Annotated in this window: 9 protein-coding genes and 3 pseudogenes; 9 read left to right on the top strand and 3 right to left on the bottom strand. The window is 57.8% G+C overall.

The window, feature by feature from the left end; genetic code table 11:
- Nucleotides 1-4 precede the first annotated feature (4 nt).
- Complete coding sequence (gene istA / locus ASD01_RS21710) at nt 5-1,558, bottom strand: IS21 family transposase (protein WP_060528918.1); 1,554 nt, start codon at nt 1,556-1,558, stop codon at nt 5-7.
- Between the two features lie 560 nt (nt 1,559-2,118).
- Complete coding sequence (locus tag ASD01_RS21715) at nt 2,119-3,330, bottom strand: glycosyltransferase family 4 protein (RefSeq protein WP_060529176.1); 1,212 nt, start codon at nt 3,328-3,330, stop codon at nt 2,119-2,121.
- Between the two features lie 174 nt (nt 3,331-3,504).
- Between ASD01_RS21715 and ASD01_RS21725 the strand changes: the two genes are divergently transcribed.
- The 6 genes and pseudogenes from ASD01_RS21725 to ASD01_RS34885 form a co-directional block, all read left to right on the top strand.
- A protein-coding gene (locus tag ASD01_RS21725) for an IS3 family transposase (RefSeq protein WP_156623686.1) occupies nt 3,505-4,631 on the top strand; the annotation gives its coding sequence in 2 pieces (ribosomal slippage) (nt 3,505-3,766 and nt 3,766-4,631; 1,128 coding nt in all).
- A gap of 433 nt (nt 4,632-5,064) precedes the next feature.
- A complete protein-coding gene (locus tag ASD01_RS21730; RefSeq protein ID WP_156623676.1) occupies nt 5,065-6,768 on the top strand; it encodes a sensor histidine kinase in 1,704 nt (567 codons plus the stop codon).
- Nucleotides 6,768-7,400, top strand: coding sequence for a response regulator (locus ASD01_RS21735; RefSeq protein ID WP_060529178.1), 633 nt, complete (start codon nt 6,768-6,770; stop codon nt 7,398-7,400). Before ASD01_RS21730 ends, ASD01_RS21735 begins: the two co-directional genes overlap by 1 nt.
- A 429-nt stretch (nt 7,401-7,829) precedes the next feature.
- Nucleotides 7,830-8,222, top strand: coding sequence for a hypothetical protein (locus ASD01_RS21740; protein ID WP_156623677.1), 393 nt, complete (start codon nt 7,830-7,832; stop codon nt 8,220-8,222).
- Nucleotides 8,223-8,238: 16 nt separating this feature from the next.
- Nucleotides 8,239-8,631: a hypothetical protein gene (locus ASD01_RS35715; protein ID WP_156623678.1), complete on the top strand. Its 393-nt coding sequence runs from the start codon at nt 8,239-8,241 to the stop codon at nt 8,629-8,631.
- Nucleotides 8,632-9,105: 474 nt separating this feature from the next.
- Nucleotides 9,106-9,373, top strand: a pseudogene (locus ASD01_RS34885) (transposase); the annotation flags it as partial.
- Nucleotides 9,374-9,631: 258 nt separating this feature from the next.
- On the opposite strand, the pseudogene ASD01_RS21745 reads toward ASD01_RS34885, so the two are convergent.
- Nucleotides 9,632-10,637 (bottom strand): annotated as a pseudogene (locus ASD01_RS21745) (IS110 family RNA-guided transposase); the annotation flags it as partial.
- A 271-nt stretch (nt 10,638-10,908) separates the two neighbouring features.
- Between ASD01_RS21745 and ASD01_RS21750 the strand changes: the two are divergent.
- The 3 genes and pseudogenes from ASD01_RS21750 to ASD01_RS36240 form a co-directional block, all read left to right on the top strand.
- Nucleotides 10,909-11,324, top strand: a pseudogene (locus ASD01_RS21750) (DDE-type integrase/transposase/recombinase); the annotation flags it as partial.
- 355 nt (nt 11,325-11,679) lie between these two features.
- On the top strand, nt 11,680-11,901 hold the full coding sequence (locus ASD01_RS37640; protein WP_060529180.1) for a hypothetical protein: 222 nt from the start codon (nt 11,680-11,682) through the stop codon (nt 11,899-11,901).
- A 306-nt stretch (nt 11,902-12,207) separates the two neighbouring features.
- Complete coding sequence (locus ASD01_RS36240) at nt 12,208-12,570, top strand: hotdog family protein (RefSeq protein WP_200953469.1); 363 nt, start codon at nt 12,208-12,210, stop codon at nt 12,568-12,570.
- Nucleotides 12,571-12,610 lie beyond the last annotated feature (40 nt).

The raw sequence follows: 12,610 nt of genomic DNA on the forward strand, positions 1-12,610 counted from the left end.
CTCTTCATTGGTAGTAGGTTTTGCCGCGGATATTGCCGTGCGGCGGCGCCGGCTTCACAGCCTCGCTCATGGCCGGAGCCTGATCGAGACCAGATCTGAGAATGTTGGCGACAGACGAATAGCTGAGCGCGTTGATGACCAGCGCCCGCTCGCAAGCCAGCTCCAGCCGATCGGATTCGTAACGGCGCGCCAGGGAGAGAACGCCTTGAGCGGATCGGTAGCCCTGCTCGGGGTGTGGGCGATCGCATAACAGACGTTCGATAAAGGTCGCCGTATTGGTCCCGACTTTCGCTGCTTCCTTGCGCAATGTGTGGGGTGTCGTGTTTGCGTAGCGCTGGTGAGCCTTGGGCATATGTTCATTGACGGTAATGTGGCCCGAGCGCTGCGAGCTTCGGATGTGGCTGGCGACACGCTTGTGGTCAAAGAAGATCTCGACTGCCCGATACGTCAACCTGATATCGACCCGTCTTCCGATGAGACCGTGCGGCACGGAATAGAACGTCTTGTCGACGTCGACATGGTAATCGGGATGGACCTTGGCGACCTTCCATTCCGCATACTCAAACGGCGTTGAAGGCAGCGGCTTGAGCTGGGAGCGCTCGACTTCATCGAACAAAGCGCGCCGAGATTTGCCATATCGCCGCATCGTTCGGGTGTTGAGGTCCTCGATCAAAGCGCTGATGCGGATATTGAGATCGACAAGGCTGAAGAAACGGTCGTTTCGAAGTCTGGCCAGAACCCACCTCTCGACGATTAAAACCGACCCTTCGGCGGAGGGCTTATCTCGAGGACGCCTCGGGCGTGCCGGCAATATTGTCGTATCGTAATGATCGGCGAAGGCTGCAAATGTCGCATTCAACGTCGGCTCGAACCAAAGAGCCTTGGCCACCGCAGACTTGAGGTTGTCGCAGATCGTGGTCTTCGTCACGCCACCGAAGTAACTGAAGGCCCGTTGGTTCGCTTCGATCCAATCCGGCAGCTTTTGGCTGAAGCTGGCATAAGAGAACGTCAGTTGTGACGCGCTTAGCACCGCCACATAGATCTGCGCTTCGCGGATCTCGCCGGTAGAGGGATCGATGATCGGGATCGTATGGCCGGCATAGTCGCATTCCATCGCCACGCCACCAACGTGACGGCTGCGATAGGTGGGCTTGGCTCGGCTTTCGTGATCGGCAAACCGGCAGCAAAACCACGTATAGCCATAGCCATCCGGATGGGCCTCACGATATTCCTGCCATAACAGATTGAGCGTCACGCCTTTGCGCTTCAGTTCACGCGCAACCTTCGGCCAATTCGGCTCATCGCTATCGCGCGGAGGTCGCCCCATTCGGCGGAATAGTCGTTGCTCGAGAACATCGTCCTCGTCCAGGCCTGGTGGAAGGGGCCAGACCGCAAGCCCGGCTTCCCGCGCCCGCAGCAGATACGTCGAAACCGACGTCTTGCTCATCTTCAGCCGTTCAGAAACGGCGCGTATCGACAATCCCTGCTCGAACGTCAGCCGCAGGATCGATCGGATGTCCTTCACGTCGGTATGTCTCGCTTGCTTCCGTCTGGGCATCATGTCCTCGCTCAAAACACGAGGGCAAAGTGCCAGATCGGCGCTTACGAAAATCGATCTAAATCCGCCGCTATGCCTGTCCGCGACTTAGTGAAATCGCTGTCCCGTACTTACTGAAATCGGTGTCCGCGACTTACTGAAATCCTTGTCCCGTACTTTGTGAAACCCGCAACACTCCGCTCTCCCGAAATCGATGCTGACGCGCCCGTCAGTACATCGGCATTTGTTTCGTACTTCAAGTCAGCGGATGGACTGCGGGTGAGAAGAAATGCGTTGCCGCAGCCGTCCGCTGCTGGATGAGGACGATGACCCGGCGGTGAGGTGCCTTCCGGCATGCCGGCCTGGAAGTTCGAGCAGCTGGTTTTGCCGGCTGGGCTGCGAGGTTCTGTCGCAAGCGCCGACGACACGAGGCGTGATGCGCAGCGGACGTGGGCATTCAGCGAGCCCATTGGGTTCAACACGGAACGCTTCGGAGGAGACGGTTGATCCGCGGCAACAATCGCTCGGTCATAAAGATCGAACCTGTTCATGAATGGCTCCGGTGTCGGGCGGATCATTGCCTATAAGCCTTCGCTGCCTCTCCGGCAGGCTAAGGAATCTCCTTCCTGCGACAAAGAGATCGTAAATTCGGTTCTATGGTTCAAAGCGGATCGCGCGATTGTGTCCCACTGAGCGAGTATGTTCTCGGCTGAATATTTTCTTGCACTGGCTTCCGCATTCGCGCCAAGTCGAGCCCTGAGAGCGTCGTTCTCGAGAACATTGGACAGCGCTTCGGCAAGTGCATCGACGTCGCCATTGGAAACGAGGATCCCGTTTTCCCCGTCGCGCACCATGTCCGTCGGCCCCCATTCGCATGCGAAGGAAACCACGGGTACGCCGGAGGCCATAGCTTCAAGCAACGCTATGCCCCATCCTTCGTAGCGTGATGATAGGACGAAGACGTCGGCAGTCTCCACCCAGAGCCCTGGGCGCGCTGTGACGCCGGGCAACTCCACTCTCTCAGTCAATCCAAGTTGATCGCGCAAGTCTTCCAGCTCTTTTCTGGCTTCGCCCTCCCCCCAAATGACTAGCTTCCAGTCAGGGTGTTTAGGGGCGACTTTTGCGAAGGCTTGCAACAACAAATCGAAACCTTTTTGCCACGTCAAGCGTCCGACCGCGGTCAAAGTATTATTGCCACGCCGTTTTTTCCACCCGCTGGGTAGATTGACGGCATTGGCGATCACCCAACCCTTCCGACGAACCTCCCATGGGAAGTAGTCGAGGGCGCCACTTGTCATCGTGACGAGCCCGAACGCACGCGGATACAATCGCGCCTGAAGCCACTTCCAAAGCGGGCCGAACGGCTGCAACTCCGGATTATTGCGCTCGGATACGACAACGGGATATGGCAGGCCGGTGGTGGCCAACAATGCCAACACGTTCGTCCGGGTAAGAAAGCTAAGCACAAAGTCGGGACGTGAGCGCCTTATGGCGGCGCGCAACCGCTGGATTCTCCTCGTCACCAACCACGCGGCCTGCAGCTTCGATGCCTTTTGCGGCGGCAAACCGATTCGCTCGATGGAGACGCTGGGATCAAACTCGTAATAGGGCTTGGCTGCCGGCGCTTCCTGGGTAATTAGTGTTACGACACAGCCAATGCGAACCCAATGGTTTGCAACAAGGCTTACCACATGTTCGGTTCCACCTGCACCGAGTGCTGGAACGATAATAGATATCCTTGCACCGGACACGGGCAGGCCACTAACAGCCTCGACATTCGCCCCGGAACTCAATTTTTACAGCCCTCCATCATCTCAACGTACTCAACATTATCGAACCCGGAAACGCAATATAGCATCCGATATAGATCGCTACGCACCTATCGGGTCACTTGGTTGGTAATCCCCCGCCGAATAACGGACTTCAAAAGTAGAATTTTCTCGGGCTTTATGATCGAGGAGATTTTGATGAAGACGAGCAGATTCAGCGAACCGCAAATCCTTGCAATCCTGCGCCAGGCGGAGGGCGGCGTTGCCGTTCCTGATCTATGCCGGGAGCACGGGATGAGCACGGCGTCGTTTTACAAATGGCGAGCCAAATACGGCGACATGGACGCGTCGATGATCAGCCAGATGAAGGCTCTTGAAGACGAAAACCGTCGGCTGAAGAAGATGTATGCGGAGATGAGCATGCAGGCGGAACTGCTCAAAGAGGCGCTTGGAAAAAAGTGACGCGGCCATCTCAACGCCGGGAGCCTTTCGGCAAATGCGAGCATTTGCCTGTCGGCCAAGGGATGGCCGGGAAAGCGGTGGCGTTGCGCGGGGTGAGCATCGCACTCGCCTGCCGCACCTTTGGTGTCAGCGAGACCTGCTATCGTTACAGCGCCAAGCTGAACGACGAGAACGAGCAGATCGCCGATCTCCTGATCGGGTTGACGCGGGCGAAGAAGAGCTGGGGCTTCGGCCTGTGCTTTCTCTACCTGCGCAATGTCCGGGGGCATCGCTGGAACCATAAGCGGGTATACCGCATCTATCGCGAGCTGGAACTGAACCTCAGGATCAAACCACGCAAGCGGTTGAGGCGCGAGAAGCCGGATGCTCTGGCCGTACCGGAGAAACCGAACCTGGTCTGGTCTATGGACTTCATGGCGGATCGTCTTGAGGATGGCAGGCAATTCCGCCTGTTGAACGTTCTGGACGACTTCAACCGCGAGGTGCTGGGCATCGAGGTGGATTTCTCGCTACCTGCCGAGCGTGTCATCCGCAGCCTGAACCAGATCATCGAATGGCGCGGCAAGCCGATGGCAATACGGGTCGACAACGGACCTGAATACGTCAGCGGCAAGCTGATGGAATGGGCAGAGAAACAGGGCATCGCCTTGAGCCACATCCAGCCGGGAAAGCCGCAGCAGAATGCTTATGTCGAACGCTATAACCGGACCGTCCGACATGAATGGCTCGACCAGCACATCATCGAAAGCATTGAGGAGGCACAGGAATTTGCCACGCAGTGGCTATGGACCTACAACAACGAACGTCCCAATATGGGCATCGGCGGCATCACGCCCGCACAGAAACTGAAAATGGCCGCGTGAATTCTACCGCGGAGCCCCGTTGAAAACGGGGGAATTACCGGTTGATAGTTCCAAGCATGATGATGTGTTCATGCTTTGGTGACGATTTTTCAACTGCGATGAGCGTTGCTTTGCGATTTCTATCGGCCATCAATCAGAGCGAGCGGTTGAAGGCAAGGCGGAGTTTCGCGTGGCAGGTTGAGGAAAAGGATGATCCGTCTCGATCTAAGAAAGCCGCAAAAGACTTAGAAAGACTTAAGTCAGCATGAAGCCGCCACCTTACTTTTGGGCTGAAGATGAGCGCGCTCTGACATTGGGCGCCGGGCGGGTTTGGAGACGTCCACCGGAAGCGGGAAAGAAACATCCCGTTGACAATTGAACAGATACTTGTGAGAATTCGCATATACTTAAATAAATTTCGAAGCCCGGGTGCAGCCGCGGGACGGAGTTGCTTATGTCGAGCCTGGATTGCGGTCGCAAGGCGGAAATTGAGCCCACCGCCCTGCCAAACAATATAATCAGGAACCTGGTCCGCTCGCTCGGGGACTGGTTGCTCGGCGCGGAGCCCGAACGCTTGATTAACATTGGCAGGCTGGTGACTGCGGTTTTCGCAATCTTCGCCATCTACCTTGATCCCACCCAGCCGACATCCCTGCTCTATGAATCGAGGGTTCTGCTGGGCTTCTACATTCTCCTCTCAGTTCTGTTGGTCCTGCGCCCGTTGCGCAAGCCGCTCGACAGCGTGGTTCATCTCCTATTCCACGTCGTCGACGTCGTGGTCCTTGCCTGGTTGACGCTGCTGACGAATGAGCTCACCAGCCCGTTCTTCGCCGTCTTGCCTTTCGTTCTTCTGGCAATGACGATGCGGTGGGGTCTGAAAGGGGCAGCATTCGGCGCATTTGTTTTGTTGTTGGTCCAGTTGGTTGTTGGTTTACCGGACCTGAGCGATGGCGACTCGGAGCTCAACCTGTTCATTATGCGGTCCACCTATTTCGTCCTTTCCGCCGTGATCCTTGGCTATTTCGGCGCTTACCGTGAGCGCAGCCGCCAGCACTTGGCTCAGCTCGCCGAGTGGCCATTTGAAGCCGTTGCCAATGACCGTACGTCTTGGCTGGGGCTGCTGTTTAGGCATGGATCCCGTGTCCTCGGGGGGTCTCGGTTGTTCGTCGTTTGGCGCGACCAGGAAGACGAAACTGGTTGCGTCGCCTACTGGGCGAACGACCATTTGAAGCTGGTAGATGTCGGGCGTTCGGATTTCTGGCGGCGCCACGATCTTCAACCCCCGCGACGAGGGGATGGTCTGGCCGCGCTATCGAGAACCGAGGCGGATTTGCTCCTTCTCATCGCGGATTTGCCAGAATTTTCGGCAGTCGCAGGCGAGCGTATCAGACGCATCTCAGCGGCATATTTTTCCAGCGTGCGTTATCGCGGACGCGTATTCGTTATCAATTCGCCTCGCCGCCCGGACGAGGGAAGTGCGATGACGGAGATCATCGCGACCCGCCTTGGCTCGGAGCTCGAGCGGCTCGCGTTGACACAGCGGTTAACGGAAGCCGCCTGCTCCGAGGAACGCGTGCGGCTGGCCTGTGACTTGCACGACAGTGTCTTGCAGAATCTCTCAGCCGCACGATTGAAACTGAAGCTCGTCGGCGAGGCTGCCGGTAGCTACTCGAAGCTCCCGCTCGAAGAAGTGGGGTCGCTCATCCTGGAACAACAGCAACGTATCCGCCACTTTGTGGAGGACAATCGCACCGCCGAAGTACCTGTCACAAACCTGCTCGAGCAAAGCCTATCGGGCTTCGCGAACTTGCTGGCAGACCAATGGAACTGCCAAATCGCCATCGCCATTACCCCACCCGGACTGACCCTACAGTATTGGATGGTGCACGAGATCAAGCAACTGATCTCGGAAACGGTCGCAAACGCCGTGCGTCACGGGCGCGCCACGCTATTGCGAATCTCAATTCGTCAAAGCGACTGCGGTCTGCAAATCGAGTTGAACGACAACGGGACGGGAATGCAGGCCCCGGCGAAATCGCCGAGGCCCTCATCGCTTTCGGCACGGGTGGACAAGCTCGGAGGCGCGCTCACGGTTTTCCGAACCGCGCCTGGCTTCGGCATCAGTATCAGTCTACCGAGGTTGGCGGGGAGGCTCTAATGCATTCAGTGGTTCTCGCTGACGACCATCCTCTGCTGCTCAGCGGTCTTCAACAAAATCTGATGGCCGCACCTGATTTTGATGTGGTGGGAGTTGCCGCCAACGGAAAAGACGCGCTCTACCTCGTTCGTGACCTTATGCCCGATATCGCCGTCCTCGACGTGACGATGCCGAGGATGACCGGGCTCGAAGTGCTGCATGCGCTGAACGACGAACAACTGTGTCTGAAGGTGGTCTTCCTCACCGCAACGATAAGTGGTGCGCAGATTGCTAATGCGATATCCAGCGGGGCGCGGGGAATATTGCTGAAGGAATATGCGCCAGAGGCGCTGCTCGATTGCCTCCGTCATGTTGCTAAGGGCGAGAAATGGCTGCCGGCCGAGATCGCGGCCAAGGCAAGTGAACCGGCTCATGCAGCCTCGAAGAAGATCGAACTGCTTACTGCCCGCGAACGGGAGATAACCGCGCTCATATGTGGCGGCTTGTCGAACCGGACGATCGCCCAGAAATTGGGCGCCTCGGAAGGAACGATTGGGATCCATCTCCACAACATTTACCGCAAACTGGAGATTACCAATCGAACGAGCTTAGCGGCACTGCACGTGCAATATATGGCAGCGCGCAATGGATGAGGCCAGTCAATGTTCCAAGAGCCGATTCGGAGCGATCATCCGCGCTTGCCCTAGTCTTGCCGCGAGTTTCGCATTCATCGTTCACGTCGCGACGTTGATTTCGGGGAAGCCTACGCCTATTGCAGAATGTGGCCGTTGCTCCCCAGGTGGTCGCCACCCTCACCTTTCGCAGATTTCCTCCTACGAGCTGTACGGCGCGACCTGACGCACGCTCCAACCGTGGTACCCGTTCATCGCCGGTTGATAATCGACGCTTGCTTGGCGATGGTTCTCGGGTGGTAGGGTCCAGCCGTCAGTTCCGCATCTCCCGCGGGGACGGTGATCGGGAAGGTTATCGTCGAACGCATTCTTAATCTAGTTACGTTCGTGACCGGAGAGCAATCGTTATGGTCTGCTCGACCTTTTGGCCGACCCTCACTGGTGTGGTATTTGAAGCTGGTTCTCGTCGTCGCCCTCGTCGGAGGAGTTGCGATGTTGTTCGCGAACCGGATACTTCTGGCGCTGTGGGATAAAACGGCGACTGCGTCGGCAACCAAGCAACGTCTCGGCCAATCTCCTGTGACCTTCTGCACTTTGGTGTCGATCCCACTGCGACGAACCCGCACGAGCGGGTCGCGCGCACGGTTGCCCGCCTCCGGTATTCTCCAACAGGCGGGATGTCAGAGCGCCCTCCCAAAATCAGAGCTAGCATCGGTGCTGCTGATAGAGCCACCCGTCCCGAAAATGAGGCTCGAAATCCTTGATCTGGTGGACAAGATCGACTTTGGCCGGGTCGTTCACCTCGTCTTCAATCTCCTGGGACCACCTTCAGCATCGGGGTAAGCGAAGGGAGTTGCTAATGTCAATTCTCAAGCCGCTGCACCGCAAAAAGCGCGGGCGTCTGAACGGCGTCGCACGCAAAGACCTTATCGGTGGTGTCTCAATCGGCTGGGCCACGCCGTCCGGCGAGTTTTTTCTACCAGTCGCGATTTATTGGCACTTCGCGGGAGACGGCGAACTGTCGTATCGCGACCAGCCTCCCGCCTGCGTCGAGACAGCGCCGCACGAAGGTCTTCGACATGGACTACTTTCAACCGCCGCGGCAGGCATCGACGCTTCGGACCTAAATATTCGAACCTGCACAATTTTCTCGCAGGCAGCAGTTCGTCGAGCGAAAGATGACGCGTATCAAACTCGTCGCGCCAATTATCAAGGACGTAGGAGGAAGTGCGGTTGTAAAGCCCGCGCTTGATTTCAGATCCCCGACGCAGCGTCCTATCCGGATAGGCCATGAGTGTCGCGTCCAAGGCGACGTTAACGCAGGCGTTTCGATATTTGTGAAGAACTTCTCGCGGGAGAAATGCGCAGGCCGGTGCAGATACAAGTTCGGTCCTGTTTCCACCAAGAGAACGGACTTGCCAGCTTTAGCTCAGAGCATTCCGGTTACCGCGCCTCCGGAGCCTGAGACAGTGACCGCGATCTCTGCGGCCAACTGCTACAGAACGCGGTCAGTCTTGTTTCGTTGGGATGTAATAATAAACAAGCAAAGCTCCGGACAAATGCCGTGGATTGTAAGATGAGCTCTTGCCGTGGCACAATTTGGGAACGGTTCCAGCGCTCGACCTAGGCATGAAGGGGCTTTACACGCAGGATAGGGTATTTGACCTGAGACCCTGAACTTCCTCCAAATTTTGGTAGAGTCCGTCGCATTGAGGAGACGGACGGAATGAAGCGTACACGGCTCACGGAAGAGCAGATCATCGGGATGCTGAAGGAGCAGGAGAGCGGCCAGTAGACGGCCGATATCTGCCGCAAGCATGGCATATCGGAAGCGACCTTTTACAAATACTAAGCGAAGTATGGCGGCATGGATGTCTCCGATGCCAGGAAGCTGAAGGCTTTGGAGGATGAGAACGCCAAGCTGAAGAAGCTGCTTTGCCGAGGCAATGCTGGACAACGCGATCCTGAAAAGACGTCGCGTCAAAAAATGTATGGTCCGCCCTGTCCGTGCAAGGGGTCGCGACGTCGCAAATGACGATTCCAGTTGCGTAAATGTATCCGGCCTCTCGCGAGTGGACTGCTGTTGCAGCCAGGCCATGATGAGATCCGCGCACGCCGTTCCCAATAATGGTTCGGGCACGAAGCCCGCTTTTTTGCACAGGGTTTACGGCATGCTGATCCACTGTTTCGTCATCACTCGTCCCGAGCCTTGCAATCGAGCTCTGAGCGTCAAGCGAAAGCAGGTCCCTGCGTTCATAGAGTGCGCCCGGTTGGCTTAGAACGGCCCAGACAATGCGTGCCATCTTGGCCGCAAGTGCAACGACGGCTTTGTTGGGATGCATCCGCGTTACAAGGCCGTTGAGCCAGTTGCCCAACCGATCGCGCGTCCGGTCGAGATGTCGGAAGCACGACCTTGCGCCATGCACCAGAAGCTTGCGGACATATCGATTGCCGCGCTTGCTGATCCCTAGCAGCGTTTGCTTTCCCCCGGTCGAATATTGTCTCGGCACCAATCCCAGCCACGCCTCCAGATCTCGGGCTTTGCGGAACTGCAGCCCATCGCCGACGGCGGCCAGCAATGCGGTTGCGCCCAACGCGCCGATCCCAGGGATTGTCATCAGGCGGCGCGTAACGTCTTCCCGATCGGCTATCGCCTCAATCTCCTTGGTGACTTGGCGGATGCGCTCTTCGAGGCGCAGGAGATCGGCGTGTAAATCACCCAGCAGCCAACGCATTGCCCGTGACATATCATTCTCTGGGTCATCCAGAGCCTGGGGCTCCCTGCCGCAAAGCGACGCCGTATTCCAGGCAGAAGGCGCGCATCTGATTGATCAAGCGCGTCCTCGAGCCGACCATCTGATCGCGGATCCGGTGCAGAGCCTGGAGGTCGACCTGATCGGTTGCCTTTGCCGTGACGAAGCGCATTGTCGGCCGCGTCGTCGCCTCGGCAATCGCTTCAGCGTCGATGATGTCGTTTTTGTTCGACTTGACGTACGGCTTGACATATTGCGCGGGGATCAGCGGAATCTTGTGCCCGAGCGCCTGTATCCTGCGGGCAAGCCACTCCGACCCCGCACAGGATACCATGCCAACAATGCTCGGGTCTGCCCGGGCAAAGAACTGGAGAAGGGTGTCGCGCCGAAAGCGCACCCTCTGAACGGGTGTACCATCGGCGCTCAGTCCAACGACGTGGAAGACATTTTTGCCGATATCAATGCCATCGACCGCGGCCGGCCGCGGCAGATTGCGATGAGCCATTGCTTCCTCTATTGGTTTGGCCGCCTCATGATGAGGCGGGAGGACGAGGCGGACCATCCCATTATTGGTGACGCCCGATGTGAAGCGAGTGCGGTGGCTCATGTCTGCAAGGAGCATGGTGTGAGCCAGCGTCGGGCGTGCGAGGTTTTGTCCGTTGATATCGGCGCATCCACGTGAGTTGGACCGGCAGGGTATCGTCATGACCGGTCGTGCATGCGATATCCCAAGTATTCGACCTGATGACGCCCATATCCGGGATGCCATGCGGAAGGTGGCGTCAGAGCGCCGCCGTTTCGGCTGAAGAAGCTCTTCCGGCTCTATCGGGAGGAGAAGCTGACGGTGCGCAAGCGTGGCGGCCTTAAGCGAGCGATCGGCACCCGAGCACCGATGCTGATCCCGATGGCAGCCAATGACCGTTGGTCGCTGGATTTCGTGTCGGATCAACTCATTGATGGCCGCAGGTTCCGGATTCTGACGGTCGTCGACGATTGCACCAGGGAATGCCTGGCTCTCGTCGCCGACACTTCGCTCTCCGGCCTGCGGGTCGCCCGTGAGCTGGATCGGATCATCGAGGAACGTGGCAAGCCCAGGATGATCGTCAGCGACAACGGCAGCGAATTCACCAGCAACGCGATTTTGCAATGGACGGATCGGAGCAAGGTGGATTGGCACTACATCGCGCCGGGCGCATCGTTCGCACGCTCATCAATGAAGTGGTTGCGGATCTCGATGATGGAACCTCGGAGATCGTCCTCGTCATTCATTGGGTTGGTGGCGTCCATACCGAGCTGCGCCTGCCGAAGCGGCGCCGCGGGCAAAGAAACGCGACGCTGCGAAGGTTTCCCGCAAGTGCGGTTGCCTGTGATGCGGACATGGGCAACGGCTGCGGCGTAACTGTCCAATGTTTGGCAATCTTGGCCTCGATCTCGCCGACGCGAGCAAGCGCCTTGTTCCAGCGCGCTTCGAGCTCCGACGTCACCAGCCCGTTCTCCGGATCAGCCGCCTCGAGGTCGCGTAGTAGGGCATCCTGAAGCTGGTCGCGTTGGCTGGCCATATCACGTTCCGCCTCGATGGCGGCGGCAATGGCTCCTGGTTCGACAACGCCGGGCAGTGCCTCTTCGATCGCGTCATCGACCCGCAGACCGCCGAAGGCATGAAGACGAGTGCAATGGCTTCCTGGATGCGTCGGTCGGGATCCTTCTCGATACTGTCACCGGCCTTTACGAAGCCGACCGGAACAGTGACGACGAGTTCACCGCGGTGAGCCTTCTCATAGCGGGCGGAAAGGGAACGCTGACGCAAGAGATCGAGCTCATACTCGTTGAGGCTGCCTCGTTTCGTGAGAGACCAATGCTGCGCCCATTACCGCTGTTTGCGATGAGGCATCGGCGTCTTCCAGTAACTTTGCCAAAGCATGCAGGGTTGCGAGATCGACGTGCGGAACTGGCAGGCTGAGCCAATATCCGCTCACGGAGCGGTCGAACATCCATGCTGGGACTTCAAGAAGTCGATCAGAAGAAGAACCAGAAAGGCTGCAGCGGAAAATATGCGTCCCTTTGGACAGCGCCTCATGGACGTGAACAAATCGCCCGGACCAGGGCTGCCACGGATACAAAAGTTCGCGAACCTCGGTCCCGTGGGTGTTCTGTCGTCGTGTTGTACAACCGAAACAGACCCCACTCATCGCTCGGAAATATCACGCCCAGCGAATTCGCAAAGAAAATGGCTATGGAAAAACAGGCCGCATGAGGCCAAGACTGCAAACCAAAGACTCTCCCGAAATCTGGAAGGAAATTGGGTCTCAGGTCATATTCCCTCGCGCTCGAAACCGGACCGCGGCATCGCCGTCGTCATCAGTCAGACGATCAACCAGCGCAACGAGGTCGTGCAGATCCTCAAGGCGAAGCTCGTGATCGCGCGCAAGCCGGGCTGAAACGGCCGGCCGTGCTTGGCGATCGTTCGGGGTAGCGACG

The organism is Ensifer sp. Root423 (genome assembly GCF_001426275.1).
Taxonomy (GTDB): Bacteria; Pseudomonadota; Alphaproteobacteria; order Rhizobiales; family Rhizobiaceae; genus Ensifer; species Ensifer adhaerens.

What these genes read in the sequence shown, in the direction of transcription:
- istA (WP_060528918.1), bottom strand. Translation starts at nt 1,558, where the DNA reads ATGCCCAGACGGAAGCAAGCGAGACATACCGACGTGAAGGACATCCGA.
- ASD01_RS21730 (WP_156623676.1), top strand. Translation starts at nt 5,065, where the DNA reads ATGTCGAGCCTGGATTGCGGTCGCAAGGCGGAAATTGAGCCCACCGCC.
- ASD01_RS21735 (WP_060529178.1), top strand. Translation starts at nt 6,768, where the DNA reads ATGCATTCAGTGGTTCTCGCTGACGACCATCCTCTGCTGCTCAGCGGT.
- ASD01_RS35715 (WP_156623678.1), top strand. Translation starts at nt 8,239, where the DNA reads ATGTCAATTCTCAAGCCGCTGCACCGCAAAAAGCGCGGGCGTCTGAAC.
- ASD01_RS36240 (WP_200953469.1), top strand. Translation starts at nt 12,208, where the DNA reads ATGGACGTGAACAAATCGCCCGGACCAGGGCTGCCACGGATACAAAAG.